The following is a 26,033-nucleotide window of genomic DNA, read 5'->3' on the forward strand; positions in this document are numbered from 1 at the left end:
TGTTTTTAATAGCGATTTATCACAGCCTGGGCCGCCATTACCTCGGTCTACCGATGCACTTCGATGAATAGGGCCTGAAAGGATCGCGCATGTTTGAAAACCTGACTGACCGTCTCTCGCAGACGCTGCGCCATGTCACCGGCAAGGCCAAGCTGACCGAGGACAATATTAAAGACACCCTGCGCGAAGTGCGCATGGCGTTGCTCGAAGCCGACGTTGCCTTGCCTGTGGTCAAGGATTTCGTCAACTCGGTCAAGGAGCGTGCGGTTGGCACTGAAGTGTCCCGCAGCCTGACGCCGGGCCAGGCCTTTGTGAAGGTCGTGCAGGCCGAACTCGAAAGCCTGATGGGCGCGGCCAACGAAGACCTGAACCTCAGCGCCGTGCCACCGGCCGTTGTGCTGATGGCCGGTTTGCAGGGGGCGGGCAAGACCACCACCGCTGCCAAGCTGGCGCGCTTCCTTAAAGAGCGCAAGAAAAAGTCCGTGATGGTGGTGTCGGCCGACGTCTACCGTCCGGCCGCGATCAAGCAGTTGGAAATGCTCGCCGGGGAAATCGGCGTGACCTTCTTCCCGTCCGACCTGAGCCAGAAGCCGGTCGACATTGCCAACGCTGCTATTAAAGAAGCCAAGCTCAAATTCATCGACGTGGTGATCGTCGATACCGCCGGTCGCCTGCACATCGATGAAGAGATGATGGGCGAGATCAAGGCGCTGCATGCTGCGATCAACCCGGTAGAAACCCTGTTCGTGGTCGACGCCATGACCGGCCAGGATGCGGCCAACACCGCCAAGGCCTTTGGTGATGCGCTGCCTTTGACCGGCGTGATCCTGACCAAGGTCGACGGTGATGCCCGTGGCGGTGCCGCACTGTCGGTGCGCGCAATTACCGGCAAGCCGATCAAGTTCATCGGCATGGGCGAGAAGACCGAAGCGCTCGAGCCGTTCCACCCGGAGCGGATCGCCTCGCGGATCCTCGGCATGGGCGACGTGCTCAGCCTGATCGAGCAGGCTGAACAAACCCTCGACAAGGACAAGGCCGACAAACTGGCCAAGAAGCTGAAGAAGGGCAAGGGCTTCGACCTCGAAGACTTCCGTGATCAGTTGCAACAGATGAAGAACATGGGCGGCCTCGGCGGCCTGATGGACAAGCTGCCGAACATCGGCGGTGTGAACCTGGCGCAAATGGGCAATGCCCAGGGCGCGGCAGAGAAGCAGTTCAAGCAGATGGAAGCCATCATCAACTCCATGACCCCGGCCGAGCGCCGTGACCCTGAGCTGATCAGCGGTTCGCGCAAACGTCGGATTGCCATGGGTTCCGGCACCCAGGTGCAGGACATCGGGCGCTTGATCAAGCAGCACAAGCAGATGCAAAAGATGATGAAGAAATTCTCGGCCAAAGGCGGCATGGCCAAAATGATGCGTGGCATGGGCGGTATGATGCCCGGTCGTGGCATGCCGAAGATGTAAAGAATTCGCGCAAGAGTTCGCTCTTGCGCAGACCCACAGGGATGTGGGATCTCCAGCAAACCCGCCGTTGGCGGGAGCTGACTCGCCGTTTTAACCGACGGCTCTATAGCAGATCTGAATGGCACGCGGTCAGGCGCCGGAAAAAGACATTTGCAAAAGTCCGGATATTCCTTAGAATATGCGGCCTTTCGGGCACCCATGCCCGCTGTGCATTTAGATTTGCAGCACCGACTACAGGAACGATGTTCACATGCTAACAATCCGTCTTGCCCTTGGCGGCTCCAAAAAGCGCCCGTTTTACCACTTGACCGTAACCGACAGCCGCAACCCGCGTGACGGTTCGCACAAGGAACAGGTTGGTTTCTTCAACCCTGTTGCTCGTGGTCAAGAAGTTCGTCTGTCCGTGAACCAAGAGCGCGTAGCCTACTGGCTGAGCGTTGGTGCACAGCCATCCGAGCGTGTTGCCAAGTTGTTGAAGGACTCGGCTAAGGCCGCAGCCTGAGCAATATGAACGCGACGCCAGCTGTTGCTGATGATTTGATCGTTATCGGCAAGATTTACTCTGTTCATGGCGTTCGCGGCGAAGTGAAGGTGTATTCCTTTACTGATCCGACTGAAAACCTGTTGCAGTACAAGACCTGGACGCTCAAGCGCGAAGGTAGTGTGAAACAGGTCGAGCTGGTCAGTGGACGCGGGAACGACAAGTTCCTGGTCGCAAAGCTCAAGGGTCTCGATGATCGTGAAGAAGCGCGTCTTCTGGCCGGTTATGAGATCTGTGTGCCGCGCAACCTGTTCCCTGAATTGACCGATGGCGAGTACTACTGGTACCAGCTGGAAGGTCTGAAGGTTATTGATCAACTCGGGCAATTGCTCGGGAAAATCGATCATCTTCTGGAAACCGGCGCCAATGATGTAATGGTGGTCAAGCCTTGCGCTGGCAGCCTGGATGATCGCGAACGCCTGTTGCCGTATACCGAGCAATGCGTGTTGGCCGTCGACCTGGCAGCGGGCGAGATGAAGGTGGAATGGGACGCGGACTTCTAAGCGTGGCTAATTTGCGCATTGAAGTGATCAGTTTGTTTCCCGAGATGTTTTCCGCCATCAGCGAGTACGGCATCACCAGTCGGGCGGTGAAACAAGGGCTCTTGCAGCTTACTTGTTGGAACCCGCGAGACTACACGACGGATCGACATCACACTGTGGATGATCGCCCTTTTGGCGGTGGCCCGGGCATGGTGATGAAGATCAAGCCCCTGGAAGACGCCCTGGTTCAGGCCAAGGCAGCAGCAGGGGAGAAGGCGAAGGTAATTTACCTGTCCCCTCAAGGCCGCCAGCTGAAACAGGCTGCGGTACGCGAACTGGCGAATGAGGAAGCACTGATCCTGATTGCCGGTCGCTATGAAGGCATTGACGAGCGTTTTATTGAAGCTCATGTCGATGAAGAGTGGTCGATTGGGGACTATGTCCTGTCTGGCGGTGAGCTGCCGGCGATGGTCCTGATAGATGCGGTTACACGACTGCTGCCTGGAGCTTTAGGGCATGCGGACTCCGCGGAGGAAGATTCCTTCACGGATGGTTTGCTGGATTGCCCGCACTACACCCGACCGGAGGTGTATGCGGATCAGCGTGTTCCCGACGTGTTGCTAAGTGGCAATCACGCACACATCCGGCGTTGGCGTTTACAGCAGTCCCTTGGTCGGACCTATGAACGACGCGCCGATCTTCTGGAAAGCCGCTCGCTTTCTGGAGAAGAGAAGAAGCTGCTCGAGGAATACATCCTCGCGCGGGACGATAGTTAACAACGTATCGATGGTAGATCCGACGATTTACCTTAGGAGCACAGCATGACTAACAAAATCATCCTTGCACTCGAAGCAGAGCAGATGACCAAAGAGATCCCTACCTTTGCCCCGGGCGACACCATTGTCGTTCAGGTGAAAGTGAAGGAAGGCGACCGTTCGCGTCTGCAAGCGTTCGAAGGCGTAGTAATCGCCAAGCGTAACCGTGGTGTGAACAGTGCTTTCACTGTTCGTAAAATCTCCAACGGTGTTGGCGTAGAGCGTACTTTCCAGACCTATAGCCCGCAAATCGACAGCATGGCCGTTAAACGTCGCGGTGACGTACGTAAAGCCAAGCTGTACTACCTGCGTGACCTGTCCGGTAAAGCAGCTCGCATCAAGGAAAAACTGGCTTAAGTCCAGCTTCCCGATGCAGAAAAAAGCAGCCTACGGGCTGCTTTTTTGTGCCTGAAATTTGCCCATTGCCCGGAACCCGTTCATGACCACCCGCCTCGAAGAAATCCAGCGCCGCACCGACCTGTCCGTGACCCACGTCACCAAGGCCGTATTCCCGCCGACCACCAACCACCACAACACCCTGTTTGGCGGCACTGCGTTGGCCTGGATGGACGAAGTGTCGTTCATCACCGCCACGCGTTTTTGCCGTTTGCCGCTGGTGACGGTGTCTACCGATCGTATCGACTTCAATCACGCGATACCGGCCGGTTCCATCGTCGAACTGATTGGCCGCGTGATCAAGGTTGGCAACACCAGCCTCAAGGTGGAAGTGGAAGTATTTGTCGAGAGCATGAGTGCCGATGGCCGCGAGAAGGCGATCCAGGGTGTGTTCAGCTTTGTCGCAATTGATGACGATAAGCGGCCGGTGCCGGTGTTGCCTGGGTTTGTGGATTGACCCGTAGGAGCCGGCTTGCCGGCGATGAGGGCCGCAGCAACACCGCAGTACGTGAGACCGCCATCGCCGGCAAGCCGGCTCCTACATAGAGCGCGGCTGCGATAGGATCTACCCATTCTTTTCTCCGTTCGAGCGCCCATGTCCGCCATTGACCACCCCCTGATCGACCGCTTCCTCGACGCCCTCTGGCTGGAAAAAGGCCTGTCGGACAACACTCGCCAGTCCTACCGCAGCGACCTGGCCCTGTTCAATGGCTGGTTGCTGGAGAAAAACCTCGAACTGAGCCATGCCGGGCGCGAGTTGATTCTCGATCACTTGGCCTGGCGTCTTGAGCAAAACTACAAGCCGCGCTCCACTGCACGATTCCTCTCGGGAGTGCGTGGGTTTTATCGCTATTTGCTGCGGGAAAAGCTGATTGCTGTCGATCCGACCCTGCAAGTCGATATGCCGCAGCTCGGCAGGCCGTTGCCCAAGTCCTTGTCAGAAGCCGACGTCGAGGCCCTGCTGGCCGCGCCCGACCTGAGCGAAGCCATCGGCCAGCGTGACCGCGCCATGCTGGAAGTCTTATATGCCTGCGGCCTGCGCGTCACCGAGCTGATCAGCCTGACCCTGGAGCAGGTCAACCTGCGCCAGGGCGTGTTGCGGGTGATGGGCAAGGGCAGCAAGGAGCGCCTGGTACCCATGGGTGAAGAGGCGATCGTGTGGGTCGAGCGCTACATGCGCGATGCCCGCAGCGAGTTGCTCGGCGGGCGCCCCAGTGACGTGCTGTTTCCCAGCCTGCGCGGCGAACAGATGACCCGCCAGACCTTCTGGCATCGCATCAAGCACCAGGCCAAGGTGGCCGGGATCGGCAAGTCGCTGTCCCCCCATACCCTGCGCCATGCATTTGCCACCCATCTGCTCAACCATGGCGCGGATTTGCGCGTGGTGCAGATGTTGCTGGGCCACAGCGACCTGTCGACCACGCAGATTTATACCCACGTGGCGCGCGCAAGGTTGCAGGACCTGCATGCCAAACATCACCCAAGGGGCTGACAGGCCCCAATTTGGCCGTCGGCGTCTGCCCTGGCGCCCAATTGTGGTAGGCTTTGCCGGTTTGCAAAGGGGACGGTCCCGAGCCGTGTTTCCAGATCGGCGTCCTGGCCTTCGTCCCTGCATCTGCCTTCAGGAGTTCCCATGCGCTTGACCCAGATTTTTGCCGCCGCAGCCATTGCGTTGGTCTCAACCTTTGCCGTCGCCGATGACGCCGCCGAGAAGACAATCCGTAAGAGTCTGGAAAGCCTCCAACTCGAAACTCCGGTCGAAAGCATCAGCGCCAGCCCCATGGCCGGCCTGTATGAAGTCAAGCTCAAGGGCAGCCGCGTGCTGTATGCCAGCGCCGACGGCCAGTACATCGTCCAGGGCTACCTGTTCCAATTGAAAGACGGCAAGCCGGTCAACCTCACCGAGAAGGCCGAGCGCCTGGGCGTGTCCAAGTTGATCAACGCCATCCCGGTTGCCGAAACCGTGGTGTACCCGGCCATTGGCGAGACCAAGACCCACATCACCGTGTTCACCGACACCACCTGCCCGTACTGCCACAAGCTGCACGCCGAAGTGCCTGAGCTGAACAAGATGGGCGTCGAAGTGCGCTACGTCGCGTTCCCGCGCCAGGGCCTGGGTTCGCCGGGTGACAAGCAGTTGCAGGCGGTGTGGTGCTCGGCTGACAAAAAAGGCGCCATGGACAAGATGGTCGACGGCAAGGACATCAAGGCTGCTGCCTGTGCCAACCCGGTCGCCAAGCAGTTCAACCTGGGCCAGTCGATTGGCGTGAACGGTACGCCGGCCATCGTCTTGGCTGACGGCCAGGTCATTCCGGGCTACCAGCCGGCCCCACAAATCGCCAAACTGGCGCTGGGTGCCAAATAAACAGTATCGTCGAGCCTTTGACGGTCAGACCCGCCGACCCGTCGGCGGGTCATTAATAGCGAGCCGCAGTTGTGCGGCTGTTTTTCACGGCCGACCTTGAGTCGGCCGTTTCATGGGGAGTTCTTCAGTGAAACCGGTCAAAGTAGGCATCTGTGGGTTAGGGACCGTCGGTGGCGGCACCTTGAACGTACTTCAGCGTAATGCTGAGGAAATTTCCCGCCGTGCAGGGCGTGGGATTGAAGTGGCACAAATTGCCATGCGTACGCCAAAGCCTCAGTACCAAACGACCGGTATTGCGATTACCAACGATGTCTTCGACGTGGCCACAAACCCTGAAATCGATATCGTCATCGAACTGGTCGGCGGCTACACCGTCGCCCGTGAGTTGGTGCTCAAGGCCATCGAAAACGGCAAGCACGTGGTTACCGCCAACAAGGCGCTGATTGCCGTGCATGGCAACGAAATCTTCGCCAAGGCCCGCGAGAAGGGCGTGATCGTGGCGTTCGAAGCCGCAGTCGCTGGCGGTATCCCGGTGATCAAGGCGATCCGCGAAGGCCTGTCGGCCAACCGTATCAACTGGGTGGCCGGCATCATCAATGGCACCGGTAACTTCATCCTTACCGAAATGCGCGAGAAGGGCCGTACCTTCGAAGACGTGCTGGCCGAAGCCCAGGCCCTGGGTTACGCCGAAGCCGACCCGACGTTTGACGTGGAAGGTATCGACGCGGCGCACAAGCTGACCATCCTGGCGTCCATCGCCTTTGGGATCCCGCTGCAGTTCGACAAGGCCTACACCGAAGGCATCACCAAGCTGACCACCGCCGACGTGAACTACGCCGAAGCCCTGGGCTACCGCATCAAGCACCTGGGCGTGGCGCGCAGCACCGCTGCCGGTATCGAATTGCGCGTGCACCCGACCCTGATCCCGGCCGACCGCCTGATCGCCAACGTCAATGGCGTGATGAACGCGGTGATGGTCAATGGTGATGCGGCCGGTTCGACCCTGTTCTACGGCGCTGGCGCCGGCATGGAACCCACCGCTTCGTCGGTGATCGCCGACCTGGTGGACGTGGTCCGCGCCATGACCAGCGACCCGGAAAACCGCGTGCCGCACCTGGCGTTCCAGCCGGATTCGCTGTCGGCCCACCCGATCCTGCCGATCGAAGCCTGCGAAAGCTCCTACTACCTGCGAATCCAGGCCAAGGATCATCCAGGCGTGTTGGCCCAGGTGGCCAGCATCCTCTCGGAGCGTGGCATCAATATTGAGTCGATCATGCAGAAGGAAGTCGAAGAACACGACGGCCTGGTGCCCATGATCCTACTGACCCACCGGGTGCTGGAACAGCACATGAACGATGCCATCGCCGCCCTGGAAGCTCTGCAAGGCGTGGTCGGGCCGGTGGTACGGATCCGTGTCGAACACCTGAACTAACGATAGGTTGCAGAGGCCCCGCAGGTTCGGCGGCCTCTGTTCAAGAATGTTGTAGAGGAGCCAGTCATGCGTTACATCAGCACCCGCGGCCAGGCACCGGCCCTGAATTTCGAAGACGTCCTGCTCGCAGGCCTCGCCACTGACGGCGGCCTGTACGTGCCGGAAAACCTGCCACGCTTCACCCAGGAAGAAATCGCCTCCTGGGCCGGCCTGCCATACCACGAGTTGGCGTTCCGGGTCATGCGCCCGTTCGTCACCGGCAGCATCCCCGATGCTGACTTCAAGAAGATCCTCGAAGAAACCTACGGCGTGTTTTCCCACAACGCCATCGCCCCGCTGCGCCAGTTGAACGGCAACGAATGGGTGCTGGAGCTGTTCCACGGCCCGACCCTGGCGTTCAAGGATTTTGCCCTGCAATTGCTCGGCCGCCTGCTGGACTACGTGCTGGAGAAACGCGGCGAGCGCGTGGTGATCATCGGTGCCACCTCCGGTGATACCGGCTCGGCGGCCATCGAAGGCTGCAAGCACTGCGAAAACGTCGACATCTTCATCCTGCACCCGCACAACCGTGTATCGGACGTGCAGCGCCGGCAGATGACCACCATCTTTGGCGAGAACATCCACAACATCGCGGTCGAAGGCAACTTCGACGACTGCCAGGAAATGGTCAAGGCCAGCTTTGCTGACCAGAGCTTCCTTAAAGGCACGCGCCTGGTTGCGGTGAACTCGATCAACTGGGCGCGGATCATGGCCCAGATCGTCTACTACTTCCACGCCTCGCTGCAGTTGGGCGGGCCGGCGCGTTCGGTGTCGTTCTCGGTGCCGACCGGCAACTTCGGCGATATCTTCGCCGGCTACCTGGCGCGCAACATGGGCCTGCCGATCAACCAGTTGATCGTCGCCACCAACCGCAACGACATCCTGCACCGCTTCATGAGCGGCAACCAGTACGTCAAGGAAACCCTGCACGCGACCTTGTCGCCGTCGATGGACATCATGGTCTCGTCGAACTTCGAACGCCTGCTGTTCGACATGCACGGTCGTAACGGCGCGGCCCTGGCCGGCCTGATGGACAGCTTCAAGCAGGGTGGCGGTTTCAGCGTCGATCAGGAGCGCTGGACCGAGACCCGCAAGCTGTTCGACTCCCTGGCCGTGGACGATGCCCAGACCTGCGAGACCATCGCTGAAGTCTATGCCCAGACCGGCGAGCTGCTGGACCCGCACACCGCCATTGGCGTCAAGGCCGCGCGCGAATGCCGGCGCAGCCTGGATATCCCGATGGTGATCCTCGGCACGGCCCACCCGGTGAAATTCCCTGAGGCGGTGCAGAAGGCCGGTGTCGGCAAGGCTCTGGAACTGCCGCCGCACCTGGCTGACCTGTTTGAGCGGGAAGAGCGTTGCACGGTATTGCCTAATGATCTGACGGCTATTCAGGCGTTCGTCAGCCAGCATGGCAATCGTGGTAAGCCGCTCTGAGTCTTGGCTGACTCAATGTTGTTTGCTTGAAAAAACGGCGTTTACCCCGTGATGGGAAACGTCGTTTTTATTTGGGGTACATCGCTCACCGAAGCACCAATGTGGGAGCGGGCTTGCTCGCGATAGCCGTGTGCCAGGCGCAGTATGTGCTGGCTGACCCGCCGCAATCGCGAGCAAGCCCGCTCCCACAGGGGGTGTCGCTTGGTGTAAGGCTATGCTGTGTGCGCAATAACCAACAAGGAAACCCCCACGGTGCGGTTCACGACCCGATGGCGCCAGTGCCTCCTGAGCATGCTCTTGCTCGGTCATCTGCCTGCAAGCCTGGCCGCCGTCAGCCTGCCGTTCAACCTGGTGCCGGCGTTTATCACCCTGGCGCCCATGCCCCTGGCACCCGCCGAGCAGCAATGGCTGGCGCAGCATCCCAGCTTGAAAGTGGGGATCTCCATCGATGATTACCAACCCATCGATATCACCCGTGATCACAATCGCTACCAGGGCATCAGCGCCGACTACCTGAGCCTGGTGGGCGCGCGGCTTGGCGTGCCGATGCAAGTGATGGGTTTTGCCGAGCGGGCCCAGGCCGTGGAAGCGTTGCGCAGCGGGGCTATCGATATCCTCACCAGTGCCAACGGCTACGAGCGGGATGTGCCTGGCCTGGCCTTTACCCCGGACTATATGCCGGACCGTTCAGTGGTGGTGGTGCGCACTGACGAGGCCATGCAAGACGACCTCAAGGGCAAGAAAGTTGTGTTGCTTGATGGTTACGCCAACGTCAAGAACGTGCATGCGGCGTACCCGCAAAGCCATATCATGCTCGCGCCCAACCTCTACAGCGGCCTGGAGGCCTTGGCCCAGGGCGATGTGGATGCGTTTATCGGCAATGAAGTGATCGTGCGCGCCTACAAGTCCCTGCGGCCTTACCTGGGTATGCAGATCAAGGAGCAGAGCCGTCTGGCGCCGATTGGCTTTGCCTTCGCCACGCGCCAGGCCGACCCCTTGTTGGGCCGCATGCTGGACCGCGCGCTGCACAGCATCGATGACTCGGTCCGCCGCGAAATCCTCGCCCGCTGGACCACCGGCCTGGGGGTGGACGTTGACGGTGAGCGCATCCCCCTGACCGCCGCCGAGCAGGCCTGGATGCTGCGCCATCCCCAGGTGCTGGTGGCGGCCCAGCAATATTCGCCGTATGTATTCAAGGACAAGGACGGCCGCTGGGTCGGGCTGAACGTGGATCTGCTTAATCGCCTGTCGCGCATGACCGGTTTGCAGTTCGTCCTCGAGGAAGTGTTTTCCACCGCACAAACCCTTGAGCTCTTGGAAAACCACGCGGCGGACATGAGTACCACCCTGGTGGAAAACACCGAGCGCCGGCGCTTTCTGGATTTCAGCCATGGGTTTGGCGGCGCCGGCTGGGTGTTCGTCGAGCGGGCCGATGCACCGCCGGTGATCAACCTGCGCCAGCTCTCGGGCAGGGTCTTGGCGCTGCCCGCGCGGCATGTGTTGGAGGCTTATATCCGCCGCGAATACCCGACGATCCGCCTGCGCCTGGTGCCCAACTACACCGAGGCCCGCGCCCTGGTGGCCCGGGGAGACGCCGCCGCGACCATCCAGAGTGAAGTGGAAGTGCAGAGCTACCCGGCCGATGAATTGCGTGCCGGTCGCAGCGTCGATGGCAAGTGGTCCAGTGACAGCCTGGCGGTGCGCAAGGACCACCCCGAGCTGCTGAGTATTTTGAACAAGGCCCTGGAAGCCTTGCCGGTGGCCGAGTTGAGTGCCCTGCGCCTGCGCTGGATGGGCGCGGTGGCGGTGCCGGTGCCGGCTTGGCAGCGTGTGCCATCGTGGGCCTACTGGACGGTCGCCACGGCGCTGCTGTTTGTGCTGGTGTCGCTGGTCTGGAACAGCCGGCTCAAGCGCCAGATCCGCCAGCGCGTCGAGGCCGAGCGGCGGCTCAATGACCAGTTGGCCTTCAAGCGGGCCTTGCTCGACGGTATCCCCAACCCGGTATTTGTGCGCGACCTCGCTGGCCGCCTGGTCACCTGCAACAAAAGCTATGAACAACAGTTGGCCACCCGGCTTGACCAGATTCGCGGCCTGACCCTGCCGCAGAGCGCAGTGCTGCCCGCCGCCACGGCCTTGCGCCTGCATACCGGGCACATGGAGCAACTGGCCACGCAGCAGTCGCTGTTTATCGACCGCCAGCTGGAGTTCAATGGCGGCATCGCCCATGTCTATCAATGGACCGTGCCGTTTTATGATGCCCAGGGCCAGTTGCAGGGGCTGCTCGGCGGTTGGGTCGACATCAACGAGCGCAAGGTCCTGGAAACCCAGTTGATGGATGCGCGGCGCGCCGCCGATGAAGCGAACTTCGCCAAGAGTGCCTTTGTGTCGAACCTCAGCCATGAGATCCGCACGCCGATGACGGCGATTATCGGCCTGCTGGAACTGGAGCAGGAACGCGCCCTGGCCTCGGGCGCACCCGTCTCCGAGGCGCTGCAGGTGGCCCATCGTTCGGCGCGGGAGTTGATTGCCTTGATGGGCGATAGCCTGGACCTGGCGAAGATCGAAGCCGGCCACCTGCAACTGGCGCCACAGACCACCGACCTGAAAGGGTTCTTCGAGGGCATCCAGCGGCTGTTTGAAGCCACGGCGCAGAAAAAGGGCCTACACCTGACCCTGGCTTTCGATCCCCAGGCGCAAGGCTTTTACTGGTTCGACCCGCTGCGCCTGCGCCAGGTCATGCATAACCTTTTGGGCAATGCGCTCAAGTTCACGCAGCACGGAGAAGTGCGCGTGCGTGTCGCCTGCCAGTTGGATGGCGAGGGGCATGAATACTTGCACCTGTGCGTCGAGGACACGGGCCCCGGTATCGGCGTCGACCAGCAGGCGCGGGTGTTCAAGCCGTTTATCCAGGGCAGCCCGCTGACGGCAGCCGAACATGGCGGTACCGGCTTGGGCTTGAGCATCTGCCAACAACTGGTGGACTTGATGGGCGGGCAAATCACCCTGCACAGCGTCCTGGGCGAAGGCACCACCGTGTGTATCGACCTGCGCCTGGACCGGGTCGGCAGTGACGACCTGCCCGCGCCGGTGGCCGCAGCGTCTTTGCTGCCGGCAGATCGGGCATTGTCGGTGTTGATTGTCGACGACCTGTCGGCCAACCGCCTGGTGCTGGCCCAGCAGTTGCAGTTCCTCGGGCACCAGGTGGTGGCCGTGCACAGTGCCGAGGCGGCGTTGCAGCGCTGGCGCAGCGAGGCGTTCGATGTGCTGGTGACCGATTGTCATATGCCGGGCATGTCCGGTTTTGCCCTGGCCGAGGCCATTCGCCAGATAGAGGCCCAGGAGCAGCGCCCGCGCTGTGCGTTGGTCGGTTGCACCGCCGATGCCCAGGAAGACGAGGGCCAGCGCGGCCAGCGGGCGGGCATGGATGCGCTGCTGGTCAAGCCGGTGACCCTGGAGCAGTGGAACCAGGTGCTGGCCCGGGTCACGGCGGTGCCTGCCTTCGACCTGCAGGCCCTGCGCAAGATGACCCAGGCCGACGGTCCGATCCTGCAAAGCATGTTGCAGGAGTTGGCCAATAACCTTGAGCACGAGCACCACCTGTTGGGCCACGCCATGGCCGAACACGACTTGGCGCAGTTGCGGGCCAGCCTGCACCGCCTCAAGGGTATTTGTTGCCTGGTGGATGCGCTGCCATTGGCCAAGGCCTGTATTGCCCTGGAAAGCAGTGCGCGCGAGTACCGTGAGGATGAGTTGGCGCAGCGCTGGCAAAATGTTTGCGTGGCCATACGGGTGTTGCAGGAGCAAATCCGGCCATATCTGAACAGGCAAGAATAGGACGCGTCCTATGGGGTCTTGTCGCAGTTTTGGCTAATGTGCAGCATCTTGCACGCAGCCTCAGAGTTTTCCATGCGCTCACTCAAAGTCCTGATTCTCGAAGATCACCCGTTCCAGCTGATGGCCCTGCACCAGATGCTCAACGCCAACGGCGTGTTCAACGTGCTGACGGCCGAAAGCGTCGAGGTCGCCCGCCAGTCGCTGGCGAGCAAGGGGCCGGTGGATATCGCCATCTGCGATCTGTACCTGGAGCATGGCGACTCACTGGGGCTGATTCGTGAAATGGCCGAGCAGAGCCAGGCCCAGGTGCTGGTCCTGTTGAGCGATGCCGATCCCGATGTGCTCGAAGGCGTGGCGAGCATGGCGCGCCAGGCGGGGCTCAACGTATTGGGGTGCATGCCCAAACCGGCTTCTGCCACGGCCATCGGGCAAATGCTCGATGCCTGCCGGCAACGCTTGCGGCCTAGCCCGCACGCATTGTCCTGGGAGCGCGTGCACCAGATGCTGGGGGTTAGTGAATTCGCGACCGAGAAACTCTGCGCCGAGGTCGGCGAGGCGGCCATCGAGCGTTACGCCAGTGTCTGCTACCAGCCCATTGTCAACCAGGCCGGCGATCTGCAAGGCGTGGAGGCATTGGCCCGCTGGCAAGACCCGGAGCATGGCCAGTTGATGCCCAGCGAGTTTCTGCCGCTGCTGGAGTTGGCGGGGCTAGAACAGGCCTTTACCTGGTACGTGCTGGATCAGGTGTTGCGTCTTTGCGCCCAGGTGACCCGGGACACAGGTCGGGAACTGCCGGTATCGGTCAACATTCCCGGGCGGCTGCTGGAGCAGGAGCATTTCGCGCTTACGCTGCAAGGCCTGCTGCAACGCTTTGCCGTACCCGCGCGCAACCTGACCCTGGAGCTAGTGGAAACCTCGCGCCTGAAGACCGACAGCGCCCATGTCACCGGTTTGCTGCGCCTGCGGATGATCGGCTGCAAGTTGTCGATTGGTGATTTCGGCATCGGCGGAACCAGCTTGCAGCGTTTGCTGGAGTTGCCGTTCACCGAGCTGAAGATTCCCCCGGTATTTGCCAGTGGGATGGCGGGTGACGAGCGCAAATGCGCGGTGGTTGCCGGGGCCATGAGCATGGCCCAGCACCTGGGCGTCGGCGTGGTCGTGACCGGAATCGAAACCCCCGGCGACCGCGACGCCGTGCGCGCGCTGGGGCCGGCCTGGCTGCAGGGTTGCCTGATTGCCCATCCGATGAGTGCCCAGATGTTGCAACACTGGCTCGCCCAGTCCGCCGCGATAGCCCTGTAGGCGTTGGCTTGCCGGTGCCTACACAATCTAGGCCAGCCCATGTTCCTGCACGTAGATAAACAGCGCAGCATCACTGATCAGCCCCAGTTTGCGCATGGCACTGACCTTCTGTGTGCTGACCGTCTGCTTGCTGCGATTGAGGTGCGCGGCAATCTCGCCCACCGTCTTACCCCCCGCCAGTAGGCGGATCACTTCCAGTTCCCGGGGGGATAGCTGGTCCTGCGAATGCAGGCGATCAGCCCCCACGGCGCCGGCCAGGGCCAGCGCCTGCTCAATGGTACGCGCCACATAGGGCCGCTGCTGGCGCACCTGGTCGATAGCTTCGGGCAACTCGTCGGCCAGGCTGGCCTTGCTCAACAGGCCCATGACCCCCAGTTCCAGGATCGAGTGAAACAGCCCCGCATTGTTGAGCATGGTCACCACCACTATGGGCAGGTCGGGGTAATGCCGGCGCAGGTGTTCGATCAGGCGCAGGCCGTCGGCCTGGGGTTCGGCGGGCATCATGAAGTCGGTGACCAGTACATCGCAGGGGCGGTCTTGCAGCAGGGCGGCCAGGGCCTGGGGCGAGTTGGCCTCACCGACGATGCGCACCTGGGCGTCGCGCTCCAGCACTGCGCGCAAACCGATCAGGAAAATCGGATGATCGTCGGCTATGACAATGCGCAGGGGCAGTTCAGACGCGTCTCTCACGGTGGACTCCGGCAATAATCAGGGGATTCTAGCCTGTCGGCGGCTGTTTTCTCTCTGTCATATTTGCCATGCATGCTCGATAAGCTCAGCTCAAGGGCGAACTTTGTGCTTTTGGCGTAGGTCACTTACCTGTAGGAGCGAGCGTGCTCCTACAGTGGTTATTTATTTTTCTCATGATTGAGTGGTGATCGAGATGGAAAGTATCAGCCTATTGCTCGGCGAAGCGCTGAGCCCTTATCAGGTCACGCTGACTGCCTCGGGTGTACACGGCGAATGCCTGGTGACGGTGAAGAGCCCGACGGGCGCGATCATGGTCGAACGCGAAGTGGATCGCGCACAACTGACCGACAAGCGAGCCCTGGTGGACGTGGTGGACTGCCTCCATCGCGACCTGAAAATCGCCGAAGGGCGCCTGGAACCTTCGGTGATCGCGGCCTTGCGCAACGCCGCCCAGGCGCGCGCTCCCGCCCAGGCATGAAGAAATTTTTATCTTTGGAACCTTCCTACAGGAAGGCGAGTCAGACCTTGTAACAGCAGGATCAAGCATTGTGCTCCGGTGCTTGTAGCTTGTTGTACTGGTCTTTGTAGGCCACGTTTAACCCCGAGTTGTCTCCCCACTGCTCGGGGTTTCTTTTTGCCAAAAATTTATCAGGGCGGCGGTGTTTCGCTGAAAAACCTCGGGTTGTCTTTGAGGTATTGCTCGCGCATCAGCGGGTCCAGCCTGTTGGCGTAGGACTCAAGTAGCGCCGCCTGGGGAATATTCTGCAATTCGCGGTTGATATGGCTAATGGCCTGGCGCCCCTGCGGGGTGTTCGAGCAGCCGATATGGATCCGTTGATAGCGCGTCGTGCCCTTGATCGGATAGAACATCAGGTCTTGTGGGTCAATATCCTGTTGCGCTGCCTGATAGCGGATTTCCGTCCAGTAGCCCAACACGGCTTCCAGCCGCCCCAGGCGCTGCATCTGCAGCAAACTGCCCAGGGCATCGTTGCCGTAGTGTGGGGCCAGTTCGAGTGGGTCGGCGTGGATCAACTGTTCGTCAATCCCGGGGCCGTAGCTACGCTCGGCGACGATCCCAAGACGTGTCTGTCGCGCATCAAGAAACCTTGCCAGGTCGAACTGGCCCTCAACCACATAGCTTGCCAGGGCGTCCTGTCGGTTACGGCGAATCGCGATGCCATTGCTCAACACGGCAAACGCCGGTGTGGAAAAGACAATGTTCCTGGCTCGCGCGGGTGTCCATACCAGCGATGGATCGCAGGTGAAGGAGGGCGCATTGAGCATTTGCATGCCACGGGCGCGGTTAACGTGCAGGATCTGGTGGCGATACTGCGGCAGGCGCTCGATCAACAACGGTAGCAGTTTATCGACGCTGCCCTGGCCCTTTTGCGGACCATCGAAAATGGTCATCGGCGGCAGGTCGCGCACCAGCCAGGTCAAGGTGTCCTGTGCCTGGCCGGATAGCGGCCACATCCCAAGCAGCGGGGCGATGAGCCATAGGCGCCGCAGCGCCATGATGAAACGGCCGGCCATTATCTTGCGCATGCTCCGAGCGGCATCAGATCGCGCCATCCTTGCGCAAGCGGGCCACGGCGCTGCTGTCGTAGCCCAGAGTTTGCAGGATCACGGCATTGTGCTCGCCCAACTGCGGCCCGACCCACTCGCAACTGCCTGGGGTGTCGGAAAGCTTGGGTACGATGCCGGGCATCTTGAAATCCTTGCCGTCGGGCAACTGGGCCTTGAGGAACATTTCCCGGGCCAGGAATTGCGGGTCGCCCAGCATATCTTCGGCGCTATAGATCCGGCTGGCAGGCACTTGGGCCAGGTTCAACTGCTCCACCACCTGTTCCAGTGGCAAGCTGTTGACCCAGCGGTCGATCACGCCGTACAACTCGTCGCGCCGGGTATCGCGGCCATCGTTGCTGGCCAGTTGCGGGTCATTGGCCAGGTCCTCCCGGCCAATGGTCAGCATGAAGCGCTTGAAGATTGCATCGCCATTGGCGCCAATCTGCACATGCTTGCCATCGGCGGTGGTATGGATCGACGACGGGGTGATGCCCGGCATGATGTTGCCGGTACGCTCGCGGATAAACCCGAACACATCGAACTCGGGGATCATGCTTTCCATCATCGCGAAGATCGCTTCATACAGCGCCACATCCACTACCTGGCCGAGACCACCGTTGACCTCGCGATGGCGCAGGGCCATCAGTGCGCCGATCACTGCCCACAGCGCCGCGATGGAGTCGCCGATGGAGATCCCCGTGCGCACCGGCGGGCGGTCCTCGAAACCGGTGATGTAGCGCAGGCCCCCCATGGATTCACCGACCGCGCCGAAGCCCGGTTGATCCTTCATCGGCCCGGTCTGGCCAAAGCCCGAGAGCCGCACCATCACCAGCTTGGGGTTGAGGGCGTGCAGGGTGTCCCAGTCCAGGCCAAGTTTTTCCAGGACGCCAGGGCGAAAATTTTCGATCAGGATGTCGGCGTCTGCCAGCAATTGCTTGAGGATCGCCAGGCCATCGGGGTGCTTGAGGTTCAGGGTCAGGGACTGTTTATTGCGCGCCTGGACAAACCACCACAGCGATGTGCCTTCATACAGCTTGCGCCATTTGCGCAGCGGGTCGCCGCCGTCGGGGGATTCGACCTTGATCACCTGGGCGCCGAACTCGGCGCAGATGCGCGAGGCGAACGGGCCGGCAATCAGGGTGCCCAGTTCGATGACTTTCAGGCCGGCAAGCGGTTTGGCGGTAAACGACATGAGGATCCTTACTAGCGCAGGAAGGTTTGTATTGCCTTTTAACATAGGCGAGCGGTGCAGGGATAAGGATGATGCAGCGCAGGATTCGTTGAATGAGCCCGCCATCGGTTAGACTGGCCGCCTTTCCCTGTCTCTAGAAGTCCGTTCATGGCCCAGCCGTCCACGACCTACAAGTTTGAACTCAACCTGACCGACCTCGATCGTTCGGTGTACGAGAGCGTCAAGCAAACCATCGCCCGTCACCCCTCGGAAACCGAAGAACGCATGACCGTGCGTTTGCTGGCCTACGCCCTTTGGTACAACGAGCAGTTGTCGTTTGGTCGCGGACTGTCAGATGTGGACGAACCAGCCTTGTGGGAAAAAAGCCTGGATGATCGGGTTTTGCACTGGATCGAAGTCGGCCAGCCCGATGCCGACCGCCTGACCTGGTGCTCACGCCGCACCGAACGGACCAGCCTGCTGGCCTACGGCAGCCTGCGGGTGTGGGAAGGCAAAGTGGTGCCGGTGGCCAACAACCTGAAAAACGTGCATATCGCTGCGGTGCCCCAGGAAATCCTGGAAACTCTGGCCAAGGACATGCCACGGGTGATCAAGTGGGATGTGATGATCAGCGAAGGCACGATCTTCGTCACCGACGACCGCGGCCAGCACGAAGTGCAGCTGCAGTGGCTGGTTGGCGAACGCGGCTGACCCTGTAGGCTGGCTTGTGTGGGAGCGGGCTTGCCCGCGATTGCGATGTGTCAGTCGGCTTATCTTTAACTGATCCACCGCTATCGCGGGCAAGCCCGCTCCCACATTTGATGTTCGTCGTTCCTGGTAGTGTTTTTTAACCGTTGTATTGCACAGAAGCCCCCATCACCCCATGCGCATCGATCCCCGCCCATTGCCCGCCGTCCTGCCGTTCCTCGGTGAATTGCCTCCGTTGCTGACCCGTCTCTACGCCGCCCGTGGCGTGACTTCGCAGGATGAACTGGATAAAAGCCTGGCGCGGCTGATTCCCTATCAGCAGCTCAAAGGGATCGATGCCGCCGTGGACTTGCTGGTGACGGCCCTGGAGCAGCGCCAGCGCATCCTGATCGTCGGTGACTTCGACGCCGATGGCGCCACCGCCAGCACCGTGGGCACCCTGGGCCTGCGCTTGCTCGGGGCGGCGCATGTGGATTACCTGGTGCCCAACCGCTTCGAATACGGCTACGGCCTGACCCCGGAAATCGTCGCCGTGGCCTTGCAGCGCGAGCCACAGTTGCTGATCACCGTGGACAACGGCATCTCCAGTGTCGAAGGCGTGGCGGCGGCGAAGGCGGCAGGGCTCAAGGTGCTGGTCACCGACCACCACTTGCCCGGTGATGAACTGCCGGCGGCCGATGCCATCGTCAACCCGAACCAGCCCGGTTGCGGGTTCCCCAGCAAGGCCCTGGCGGGCGTCGGGGTGATCTTCTATGTGCTGATGGCCTTGCGTGCGCGCCTGCGCAGCCTGGGCTGGTACGACAAGCAGCCGCAGCCCAATATCGGCGAGTTGCTCGACCTGGTAGCCCTGGGCAGCGTGGCCGACGTGGTGCCGCTGGATGCCAACAACCGCATCCTGGTCTACCAGGGCCTGGAGCGGATTCGCGCCGGGCGTGCGCGGCCAGGCATCAAGGCGATCCTGGAAGTGGCCAAGCGCGACCACACACGCATCACCTCCACCGACCTGGGCTTTATCCTCGGTCCACGGCTCAATGCGGCCGGGCGCCTGGATGACATGAGCCTGGGCATCGAATGCCTGCTCACCAGCGACTTCGCCCAGGCCCGGGAAATGGCCGCGCAACTGGATGGCATGAACCAGGACCGTAAGGCCATCGAGCAGGGCATGCAGCGCGAAGCCCTGGCCCAGCTCAAGGACTTGCCGCTGGACTCGATGCCGTTTGGCCTGTGCCTGTTCGACCCGGAGTGGCACCAGGGTGTGATCGGGATCCTCGCGTCGCGTATGAAAGAGCGCTATTTCCGCCCCACCATCGCCTTTGCCGACGCCGGTGATGGCCTGCTCAAGGGCTCCGGGCGCTCGGTGCCGGGCTTTCATATCCGTGATGCCCTGGCGGTGGTGGCCAGCCAGCACCCGAACCTGATCGCCAAATACGGCGGCCACGCCATGGCGGCGGGCCTGACCTTGCCTGAAGCCAACTTCCCGTTGTTCGCCGAAGCCTTCGACGCCGAAGTGCGCCGACAACTGCGTGAAGAAGACCTCACCGGGCGCTTGCTGTCCGATGGCACCTTGGCGGTGGAAGAGTTCCACCTGGAGCTGGCCCGCGCCCTGCGCAACGCCGGGCCCTGGGGCCAGCATTTTCCCGAGCCGCTGTTTCACGGGGTGTTTCAACTGGTGGAGCAACGGGTGGTGGGCGAGCGTCACCTCAAGGTGGTGCTCAAGAGTGAGTGTGGCGCGGTAAAGCTCGATGGCATTGCCTTTGGCATCGACCGCGAAGTGTGGCCGAACCCGACCATTCGCTGGGTGGAGCTGGCCTACAAGCTGGACGTCAATGAATTCCGTGGCCAGGAAACCGTGCAGCTGATGATTGCCCACATCGAACCACGCTGAACCCTGTGCAATCCCCGGTTGTCGACTAGTCTCTAAGCACTGTGTGATTGGTCTTGTGACCTTGTCTGTTTTTTAGCCCGAAGGGGACGGGCCTTTCATCTTTTCGTCACCCGCACCGGTCAGACAGAACCCTGGAGCCAATGCCCACCGGATACGAGAAGAGGTGCCCCATGAGTCTGTTGCTTGAACCCTATACCCTGCGCCAGTTGACCCTGCTCAACCGCATTGCCGTGTCGCCGATGTGCCAGTACTCCGCCGTCGATGGCCTGGCCAATGACTGGCACCTGGTGCACTTGGGCAGCCGTGCCGTTGGCGGCGCCGGGCTGATTTTCAGCGAAGCCACCGCCGTCACTGCCGATGGCCGCATCACCGCCCAGGACCTGGGCCTGTGGAACGATGCCCAGATTGAGCCGCTGCAGCGTATCACCCGCTTTATCCGCGCCCAGGGCGCGGTGGCGGGGATCCAACTGGCCCACGCCGGGCGCAAGGCCAGTACCCATCGGCCATGGATCGGCAAGCACGGCAGCGTCAAGCCCGCAGACGGTGGTTGGGTGCCGGTAGGTCCGTCGCCCATCGCCTTCGACCCGCAGCACACCGCGCCCCGGCAGTTGGACGAAGGGCAAATCCAGCAAGTGATCGCCGACTTCGTGGCCGCCGCCAAGCGTGCCCTGACCGCCGGCTTCCAAGTGGTGGAAATCCATGCCGCCCATGGTTATCTGTTGCATCAATTTCTCTCGCCCTTGAGCAATCAGCGCCAGGATCAATACGGCGGATCCTTTGAAAACCGTATCCGCCTGGTGTTGCAAGTCACCCAGGCAGTGCGCGATGTGTGGCCGCAAGAGCTGCCGCTGTTTGTACGCGTCTCGGCCACCGACTGGGTGGAGGACGGCTGGAACCCCGACGAAACCGTGGAACTGGCACGCCGCCTCAAAGACCTGGGTGTGGACCTGATCGACGTGTCCTCCGGTGGCACCGCCGCCAATGCCGAAATCCCCATCGGGCCGGGTTATCAAACGCGCTTTGCCGAGCGTGTGCGCAAGGAGTCCGGCATGGCCACGGGCACGGTTGGCATGATTACCGAGCCGGCCCAGGCCGAGCATATTCTGCGCACCTGCCAGGCCGACATCATCTTCCTTGCCCGCGAACTGCTGCGTGACCCGTACTGGCCATTGCACGCCGATGACGACCTGGGCGGGCGTAAGGCGATCTGGCCGGCGCAATACCAGCGGGCTACCCACCGCGACCAGCCGATCCATGAGTCTGACTTGCGCGACTGATTTTTTACATTCATCACCCAGACCCACCGCTGATCACGGTGGGTTTTTTCTTGCCTGTCGCCGGGGGAGTAGCGATCCTGAGCGTCCTGGACGCTGGAGGCCAAGATGCTGGTGGAACGTGATTTGAATGAAAGCGACATTCCCCTGCTGGCGTTGATTGACCGTACTGAGCTGATTGATGAGTGCTATCGCCTGGAACACGGCGAGTTGGTGCTCTACGCCGCTCACCACGACATGCGCGGCTGGCCCGAAGGCGAAGCCGAGCAGGATGCCCTGGAGCTGCATGCCTGCTGGCTGCGCGGCGGGTGGTTGCATGGGGTGTTTGCTGGCCCGACGCTGCTGGCGGCAGCGGTGGTGGATAACCGGGTGATCCATAACCAGGGCCTGCGTATGCATCAGCTCAAGTTCCTGCATGTCAGCCACAGTGGCCGAGGGCATGGGCTGGGCGGGCGGCTGCTGGCGCTGGCCTGCGCGCACGGGGTAACGCTGGGTGCGCAGGCGCTGTATATCTCGGCCACCGAGTCGCGTAACACCGTGGATTTTTATCTGCATCACGGCTGTCGTTTGCTCAAGCAGCCCGACAGCGAGCTGTACCACCGGGAACCCAATGACATCCACTTGTATCGCCTGCTGCCCTGATCTGTCCGGCATCAGGCGCGTACACGGCGGTCGGTGCGTGAGGATTTTCTGAAGGTCTTTTGCCTCAAGGCAATTATTTAAGTGAATACTCTAAAAAAATCTCACACGCGCCAGGATAGTTTCTACGCTTGAAGTAAGGCGGCTTCTGGCCCAGGAAGTCAGTCTGTTTGCTCGCTGAGGCATTGCACTTCGCGGGCAGGGTTATGGGCATCAGGAGTTGTTGTTTACTACACGGAGAAACATTCCATGACCAAGTGCATTGGTGTAGCAGGGGTTCTGACGCTTTTTTTCAGGCGCAAGCTGTCATTGCATGGCCGCCGGCTGAGCTCGGACGAGACGCAACTGCTGGAGCAGTACCGGGCCTTGACGGAAAACGATCAGGTTGCGATGCGTTATCTGATTGGCGCGATGAAGAGTATTTCGCGCTTTTGAACCGGCAGGGGCGTTCCCACGCCATGAGCGTGGGAACGCCTGGCATCAGCTGTACTTGCGCTTGTCCGGTGCGGGTGGGAAGTACTGGTACAACCAGGTTTCACTCAAGGTACGGTCATTGGTGCGAATGAACAGGCGCATCTCCACCGGCTCCACGCTGTCGCTGGTCGGGTACCAGTCGAAGAGGATGCGGTAGCCCTTGATGTCATCCAGCACCAGCACGCTGAAGTCTTTTACTTCGCCATGGGAGCAGGTGACCACCGGCTCGATCCCGGTGCCAGCGGGCAGGCGGTCGAGGCCGCCGCCCTTGAAGTCCACGGCAAAACGACGAGCCCAGACCGGTGGGTAATGCTCACCCGGTGCCCAGCCTTCGGTGAAGCCGCCCATGCCGGAACGGGTCGCGTTGACTTGCGCCAGCGGCGTGCTGACCGGGGGCAGGGCGCTCCAATAGAGCTTGTAGCCAAAGTTCAGGGAGTCGCCGGCGGCCACCGGTTTTTTCGGGGTCCAGAAGGCGACGATGTTGTCCATGGTCTCGCCGGTGGTAGGAATCTCCAACAGGTCGACGGAGCCTTCGCCCCACGCGGTGGTCGGTTCCACCCACAGGCTTGGGCGCTTGCTGTACCAGTCGACGGTGTCCTGGTAACTGGCGAACTCATGGTCGGTCTGCACCAGGCCGAAACCTTTCGGGTCTTTATCGGCGAAGGCATTGAATTGCAGGGTGGCCGGGTTGTTCAGCGGGCGGCAGATCCACTCGCCGTTGCCGCGCCACATCGCCAGGCGATCGGAGTCGTGGATCTGCGGGTGGATGGTGTCGCACATGCGCCGCTCATGGGTGCCGCAACTGAACATGCTGGTCATCGGCGCGATGCCCATCTGCTGGATCGCGGTGCGTGCGTTGATATGGGCGTCGATGGCCATCACCACCTGGGTGGCCTGGCAGTCGATATCGAAGCGATAGGCACCGGTGGCGCTCGGCGAGTCGAGCAGGGCGTAGACCACGAAACGGGTGCTGTCCTTGTCCGGCGTCTCGAACCAGAACTGGGTGAAATCGGGGAATTCTTCGCGTTTGTCGGCGTAGGTGTCGATGGCCAGGCCGCGTGCCGAAAGGCCGTACTGGCCTGTGTTATCCACCGCGCGGAAATAGCTGGCGCCGAGGAAAGACACCACGTCGTGGCGGTCCAGTTCCGGGGCCTTGAACAGCTTGAAGCCGGAAAAACCCAGGTCGCCCTTGAGCTGCTTGGTATCGACCGTGGTTTTTTCATAGTTGAACAGCGACGGACGGAAATGCACCTCCCGCGCCTGGCGGGTCTTGGGGTCGACACTGTGCATGCGCACCGGGGTCTTGAAACCCATGCCGACGTGGAAAAACTGCACGTCCAACTGGCCTTTGAGATCTTTCCACAGCGAATGATTGCCGTCGTAGCCAATGGCATTGAAATTCTGCGGGGTCATGGTCGCCAGGGTCGGCGGCAGCACCTGGCGGGTGTCCTGATACTGTTTGCCGGCCAGTTGCTTGGCTTGCAGCTTGAGCCAGTCGAAGTCGAACGCCTTGGCGTCGCCATCGGCTGCACGATTCCCGGCCCAGGCCTGGGCGGCCAGCAGGCCACTGGCCGACAGCCCGGTGTAGGCCGCGATGGCCATAGACGCTTTGAGCAAATTCCTGCGGTGCATAAATACAACCTGTGGTGAGCAATCCCGTGCCGTTCCTGGCGCGTGCTGGATCAGAAATAACGGTTCGGACATGCCTTCGGCCAAACGCAACGGACATTAAACAGATGCCAGATAGCTTAAGGGGTTCGGTAGGGAAGGAAAATTGATTGATAGCGGGATGATGGCGTTGCATATGAAACAAGACGTGTCAGCAGGGGAGGTTGCTGGGGATGGCTTTGGGTCGGTGTGTATATCCATTGCTGCGTTCAGGGCCGCTATTGGTTCCGCCCTTACGGCGGGTCACTTTCGAAGAGCGCGAAAGTAACCAAAGCGCTTTTGCCCCACCACTCGGTGCCTCGCCTAGGCTCGGCATGCCCGCAGTCAGGCATTGCTCCGTGGGCCCGCCGCGATCGGCCATCCATGGCCGTGTCGCGTCTACCCCGGCATCCATGCCGGGGTGCCCACTGCGCAATACCTGCCTGCGGCCATCGTGGTTTAACGGGGCGCTTAAGATCAAAAGCCAGATCAAAAGCAGAGCAACAGCAACAGCAGAGATAGAGCGCGAAGCTGCATTCCCCTGTAGGAGCGGGCTTGCCCGCGATGGCGGTGTATCAGTCGATAAATGTATTGGCTGATACACCGCCATCGCAGGCAAGCCAGCTCCTACAGAGTCCGCGCACGCCTCGACGATCAGGTCGGCTGTCAGGCCGCCTCGCTTTGCTTTTGATCTTAGGCGCCCCGTTAAACCACGCTGGCCGTCATCCGATATTGATTTGGGGGGTAAACCGGCAGGACGCCGGTTTAGCCGCGCTGGGCCATGGATGGCCCATCGCGGCGGCCCCCCAAATCAATGTCGGATGACGGGCACACCGAGCCTGGGCGAGGTGCCGAGTGGTGGGGCAAGAGCCCTTTTGGTTACTTTTGGCTGGGCCGGCACTCCGGGCTCTTTTCCAAAAGTGACCCGCTGTAAGAGCGGAACCAATAGCGGCCCAGACCGCAGCAATGGATATACACACCGACCCAAAACCATCGCAGTTGAGTTACATCTGGAAGCACTCTATATCCAGGAATATTGGCACTTAGTTTTACGCTGACGGCCTATTAAACCTATGAACCCAAGTCTCTGGAGGCTATGAATGAATACCCGTGGATTGCTTGATCAGTTGCTCAAGTCCGGCCAGGACATGTTGCAAAACAAGGCTGGCGGTCAACGTAAAGGTGATGACAAAGGCGCCCTGGGCGGCCTGCTCGGCGGTGGCGGGCTCGGCAGCCTGCTGGGCGGCGCAGGTGGTGGGGCGTTGGCGGCCGGGGCCATGGGCCTGCTGCTGGGCAACAAAAAAGCCCGCAACTTTGGCGGTAAAGCCCTCACTTATGGCGGCCTTGCAGCACTCGGCGTGATCGCCTACAAGGCCTACGGCAACTGGCAGGCACAACAGGCCGGTGCGCCCAAAGGCGAGCCGCAGACCCTCGACCGCCTGCCACCGGCCCAGGTCGAACTGCATAGCCAGGCCATTCTCAAGGCGTTGGTAGCCGCCGCCAAGGCCGATGGCCATGTCGATGAGCGCGAGCGCGCCTTGATCGAAGGCGAGTTCGTCAAGCTGGACAACGACCAGGAGCTGCAACACTGGCTGCATGCCGAGCTCAACAAACCCCTGGACCCCAGCGATGTAGCGCGCGCCGCCAGCACCCCGGAAATGGCCGCCGAAATGTACATCGCCAGCGTCATGCTGGTGGACGAGGAAAACTTCATGGAGAAGTCCTACCTCGACGAACTGGCCCGCCAGCTCAAGCTGGAGCCGGGCCTGAAGACCGAGCTGGAAAAACAGGTGCGCCAAGCCACGCTCTGACCCGCCCGGTAGAGAAAAACACCCCGCCGCCATCCAGGTTGCGGGGTGTTTTTGTATTC

General features: G+C 61.2%; 23 protein-coding genes. 19 read left to right on the plus strand and 4 right to left on the minus strand.

Annotated elements, in window-relative coordinates; translation table 11 throughout:
• Positions 1 to 89 precede the first annotated feature (89 nt).
• The 12 genes from ffh to AC19YY_RS17580 all read left to right on the plus strand — a co-directional run bounded on the left by ffh (position 90) and on the right by AC19YY_RS17580 (position 14,109).
• Positions 90 to 1,466, plus strand: coding sequence for a signal recognition particle protein (gene ffh / locus AC19YY_RS17525; protein WP_029296179.1), 1,377 nt, complete (start codon positions 90 to 92; stop codon positions 1,464 to 1,466).
• 250 nt (positions 1,467 to 1,716) lie between these two features.
• On the plus strand, positions 1,717 to 1,968 hold the full coding sequence (rpsP, locus tag AC19YY_RS17530) for a 30S ribosomal protein S16 (protein ID WP_003175899.1): 252 nt from the start codon (positions 1,717 to 1,719) through the stop codon (positions 1,966 to 1,968).
• Between the two features lie 5 nt (positions 1,969 to 1,973).
• The gene (rimM, locus tag AC19YY_RS17535; protein ID WP_010565276.1) at positions 1,974 to 2,510 is read left to right on the plus strand and encodes a ribosome maturation factor RimM; all 537 of its coding nucleotides are present in this window, start codon (positions 1,974 to 1,976) and stop codon (positions 2,508 to 2,510) included.
• Positions 2,492 to 3,265, plus strand: coding sequence for a tRNA (guanosine(37)-N1)-methyltransferase TrmD (gene trmD, locus AC19YY_RS17540; protein ID WP_024077235.1), 774 nt, complete (start codon positions 2,492 to 2,494; stop codon positions 3,263 to 3,265). The genes rimM and trmD overlap by 19 nt, the downstream gene beginning before the upstream one ends.
• 45 nt (positions 3,266 to 3,310) lie before the next feature.
• Positions 3,311 to 3,661 (plus strand): 50S ribosomal protein L19, encoded by a 351-nt coding sequence (rplS, locus tag AC19YY_RS17545; protein WP_003175895.1) that lies wholly within the window; start codon positions 3,311 to 3,313, stop codon positions 3,659 to 3,661.
• An 82-nt stretch (positions 3,662 to 3,743) separates the two neighbouring features.
• Complete coding sequence (locus AC19YY_RS17550) at positions 3,744 to 4,157, plus strand: acyl-CoA thioesterase (RefSeq protein ID WP_057437995.1); 414 nt, start codon at positions 3,744 to 3,746, stop codon at positions 4,155 to 4,157.
• Positions 4,158 to 4,295: 138 nt separating this feature from the next.
• A complete protein-coding gene (gene xerD, locus AC19YY_RS17555) occupies positions 4,296 to 5,192 on the plus strand; it encodes a site-specific tyrosine recombinase XerD (protein ID WP_500604594.1) in 897 nt (298 codons plus the stop codon).
• A 141-nt stretch (positions 5,193 to 5,333) separates the two neighbouring features.
• Positions 5,334 to 6,065, plus strand: a complete 732-nt coding sequence (dsbC, locus tag AC19YY_RS17560) for a bifunctional protein-disulfide isomerase/oxidoreductase DsbC (protein ID WP_169955683.1) — start codon at positions 5,334 to 5,336, stop codon at positions 6,063 to 6,065.
• A gap of 127 nt (positions 6,066 to 6,192) precedes the next feature.
• Positions 6,193 to 7,497, plus strand: coding sequence for a homoserine dehydrogenase (locus tag AC19YY_RS17565; protein ID WP_029296281.1), 1,305 nt, complete (start codon positions 6,193 to 6,195; stop codon positions 7,495 to 7,497).
• 66 nt (positions 7,498 to 7,563) lie between these two features.
• Complete coding sequence (thrC, locus tag AC19YY_RS17570) at positions 7,564 to 8,973, plus strand: threonine synthase (protein WP_170058311.1); 1,410 nt, start codon at positions 7,564 to 7,566, stop codon at positions 8,971 to 8,973.
• A 291-nt stretch (positions 8,974 to 9,264) separates the two neighbouring features.
• On the plus strand, positions 9,265 to 12,807 hold the full coding sequence (locus AC19YY_RS17575; RefSeq protein ID WP_172314945.1) for a transporter substrate-binding domain-containing protein: 3,543 nt from the start codon (positions 9,265 to 9,267) through the stop codon (positions 12,805 to 12,807).
• 72 nt (positions 12,808 to 12,879) lie between these two features.
• Positions 12,880 to 14,109 carry an EAL domain-containing response regulator gene (locus AC19YY_RS17580; RefSeq protein WP_169955685.1) on the plus strand — a complete coding sequence of 410 codons (1,230 nt, stop codon included), beginning with the start codon at positions 12,880 to 12,882 and terminating at the stop codon, positions 14,107 to 14,109.
• Between the two features lie 27 nt (positions 14,110 to 14,136).
• Here AC19YY_RS17580 and AC19YY_RS17585 read toward each other — a convergent pair whose 3' ends face one another.
• Positions 14,137 to 14,799, minus strand: coding sequence for a response regulator (locus AC19YY_RS17585; RefSeq protein WP_169955686.1), 663 nt, complete (start codon positions 14,797 to 14,799; stop codon positions 14,137 to 14,139).
• Between the two features lie 193 nt (positions 14,800 to 14,992).
• Here AC19YY_RS17585 and AC19YY_RS17590 point away from each other — a divergent pair, with 193 nt between their 5' ends.
• Positions 14,993 to 15,277 (plus strand): DUF3509 domain-containing protein, encoded by a 285-nt coding sequence (locus AC19YY_RS17590; protein ID WP_169955687.1) that lies wholly within the window; start codon positions 14,993 to 14,995, stop codon positions 15,275 to 15,277.
• A 170-nt stretch (positions 15,278 to 15,447) separates the two neighbouring features.
• Here AC19YY_RS17590 and AC19YY_RS17595 read toward each other — a convergent pair whose 3' ends face one another.
• Both AC19YY_RS17595 and AC19YY_RS17600 read right to left on the minus strand, forming a co-directional pair.
• On the minus strand, positions 15,448 to 16,332 hold the full coding sequence (locus AC19YY_RS17595) for a TIGR02285 family protein (RefSeq protein ID WP_432755122.1): 885 nt from the start codon (positions 16,330 to 16,332) through the stop codon (positions 15,448 to 15,450).
• A gap of 25 nt (positions 16,333 to 16,357) precedes the next feature.
• Positions 16,358 to 17,557 (minus strand): CaiB/BaiF CoA transferase family protein, encoded by a 1,200-nt coding sequence (locus AC19YY_RS17600; protein ID WP_169955689.1) that lies wholly within the window; start codon positions 17,555 to 17,557, stop codon positions 16,358 to 16,360.
• Positions 17,558 to 17,704: 147 nt separating this feature from the next.
• On the opposite strand from AC19YY_RS17600, the gene AC19YY_RS17605 reads away from it, so the two are divergent.
• The 5 genes from AC19YY_RS17605 to AC19YY_RS17625 all read left to right on the plus strand — a co-directional run bounded on the left by AC19YY_RS17605 (position 17,705) and on the right by AC19YY_RS17625 (position 22,477).
• Positions 17,705 to 18,247: a YaeQ family protein gene (locus AC19YY_RS17605; protein WP_057438005.1), complete on the plus strand. Its 543-nt coding sequence runs from the start codon at positions 17,705 to 17,707 to the stop codon at positions 18,245 to 18,247.
• A gap of 172 nt (positions 18,248 to 18,419) precedes the next feature.
• The gene (gene recJ, locus AC19YY_RS17610) at positions 18,420 to 20,129 is read left to right on the plus strand and encodes a single-stranded-DNA-specific exonuclease RecJ (RefSeq protein WP_169955690.1); all 1,710 of its coding nucleotides are present in this window, start codon (positions 18,420 to 18,422) and stop codon (positions 20,127 to 20,129) included.
• 170 nt (positions 20,130 to 20,299) lie between these two features.
• Complete coding sequence (locus AC19YY_RS17615; protein WP_169955691.1) at positions 20,300 to 21,406, plus strand: NADH:flavin oxidoreductase/NADH oxidase; 1,107 nt, start codon at positions 20,300 to 20,302, stop codon at positions 21,404 to 21,406.
• Positions 21,407 to 21,511: 105 nt separating this feature from the next.
• The gene (locus AC19YY_RS17620) at positions 21,512 to 22,045 is read left to right on the plus strand and encodes a GNAT family N-acetyltransferase (protein ID WP_500604595.1); all 534 of its coding nucleotides are present in this window, start codon (positions 21,512 to 21,514) and stop codon (positions 22,043 to 22,045) included.
• Positions 22,046 to 22,291: 246 nt separating this feature from the next.
• Positions 22,292 to 22,477 (plus strand): hypothetical protein, encoded by a 186-nt coding sequence (locus AC19YY_RS17625; RefSeq protein WP_170058315.1) that lies wholly within the window; start codon positions 22,292 to 22,294, stop codon positions 22,475 to 22,477.
• A gap of 45 nt (positions 22,478 to 22,522) precedes the next feature.
• On the opposite strand, the gene AC19YY_RS17630 is transcribed toward AC19YY_RS17625, so the two are convergent.
• On the minus strand, positions 22,523 to 24,148 hold the full coding sequence (locus AC19YY_RS17630) for a glucan biosynthesis protein D (RefSeq protein WP_169955694.1): 1,626 nt from the start codon (positions 24,146 to 24,148) through the stop codon (positions 22,523 to 22,525).
• A 1,115-nt stretch (positions 24,149 to 25,263) separates the two neighbouring features.
• Here AC19YY_RS17630 and AC19YY_RS17635 point away from each other — a divergent pair.
• Positions 25,264 to 25,974, plus strand: a complete 711-nt coding sequence (locus tag AC19YY_RS17635) for a tellurite resistance TerB family protein (protein WP_169955695.1) — start codon at positions 25,264 to 25,266, stop codon at positions 25,972 to 25,974.
• Positions 25,975 to 26,033: the final 59 nt, after the last annotated feature.

It is taken from the genome of Pseudomonas sp. MF09156 (assembly GCF_059862305.1).

Bases quoted from the DNA above. Each gene is read 5' to 3' on its own strand.
- ffh (WP_029296179.1), top strand. From the start codon at position 90: ATGTTTGAAAACCTGACTGACCGTCTCTCGCAGACGCTGCGCCATGTC.
- rpsP (WP_003175899.1), top strand. From the start codon at position 1,717: ATGCTAACAATCCGTCTTGCCCTTGGCGGCTCCAAAAAGCGCCCGTTT.
- rimM (WP_010565276.1), top strand. From the start codon at position 1,974: ATGAACGCGACGCCAGCTGTTGCTGATGATTTGATCGTTATCGGCAAG.
- trmD (WP_024077235.1), top strand. From the start codon at position 2,492: ATGGGACGCGGACTTCTAAGCGTGGCTAATTTGCGCATTGAAGTGATC.
- rplS (WP_003175895.1), top strand. From the start codon at position 3,311: ATGACTAACAAAATCATCCTTGCACTCGAAGCAGAGCAGATGACCAAA.
- AC19YY_RS17550 (WP_057437995.1), top strand. From the start codon at position 3,744: ATGACCACCCGCCTCGAAGAAATCCAGCGCCGCACCGACCTGTCCGTG.
- xerD (WP_500604594.1), top strand. From the start codon at position 4,296: ATGTCCGCCATTGACCACCCCCTGATCGACCGCTTCCTCGACGCCCTC.
- dsbC (WP_169955683.1), top strand. From the start codon at position 5,334: ATGCGCTTGACCCAGATTTTTGCCGCCGCAGCCATTGCGTTGGTCTCA.
- thrC (WP_170058311.1), top strand. From the start codon at position 7,564: ATGCGTTACATCAGCACCCGCGGCCAGGCACCGGCCCTGAATTTCGAA.
- AC19YY_RS17575 (WP_172314945.1), top strand. From the start codon at position 9,265: ATGCTCTTGCTCGGTCATCTGCCTGCAAGCCTGGCCGCCGTCAGCCTG.
- AC19YY_RS17580 (WP_169955685.1), top strand. From the start codon at position 12,880: ATGCGCTCACTCAAAGTCCTGATTCTCGAAGATCACCCGTTCCAGCTG.
- AC19YY_RS17590 (WP_169955687.1), top strand. From the start codon at position 14,993: ATGGAAAGTATCAGCCTATTGCTCGGCGAAGCGCTGAGCCCTTATCAG.
- AC19YY_RS17595 (WP_432755122.1), bottom strand. From the start codon at position 16,332: ATGGCCGGCCGTTTCATCATGGCGCTGCGGCGCCTATGGCTCATCGCC.
- AC19YY_RS17600 (WP_169955689.1), bottom strand. From the start codon at position 17,557: ATGTCGTTTACCGCCAAACCGCTTGCCGGCCTGAAAGTCATCGAACTG.
- AC19YY_RS17605 (WP_057438005.1), top strand. From the start codon at position 17,705: ATGGCCCAGCCGTCCACGACCTACAAGTTTGAACTCAACCTGACCGAC.
- recJ (WP_169955690.1), top strand. From the start codon at position 18,420: ATGCGCATCGATCCCCGCCCATTGCCCGCCGTCCTGCCGTTCCTCGGT.
- AC19YY_RS17615 (WP_169955691.1), top strand. From the start codon at position 20,300: ATGAGTCTGTTGCTTGAACCCTATACCCTGCGCCAGTTGACCCTGCTC.
- AC19YY_RS17620 (WP_500604595.1), top strand. From the start codon at position 21,512: ATGCTGGTGGAACGTGATTTGAATGAAAGCGACATTCCCCTGCTGGCG.
- AC19YY_RS17625 (WP_170058315.1), top strand. From the start codon at position 22,292: ATGACCAAGTGCATTGGTGTAGCAGGGGTTCTGACGCTTTTTTTCAGG.
- AC19YY_RS17630 (WP_169955694.1), bottom strand. From the start codon at position 24,148: ATGCACCGCAGGAATTTGCTCAAAGCGTCTATGGCCATCGCGGCCTAC.
- AC19YY_RS17635 (WP_169955695.1), top strand. From the start codon at position 25,264: ATGAATACCCGTGGATTGCTTGATCAGTTGCTCAAGTCCGGCCAGGAC.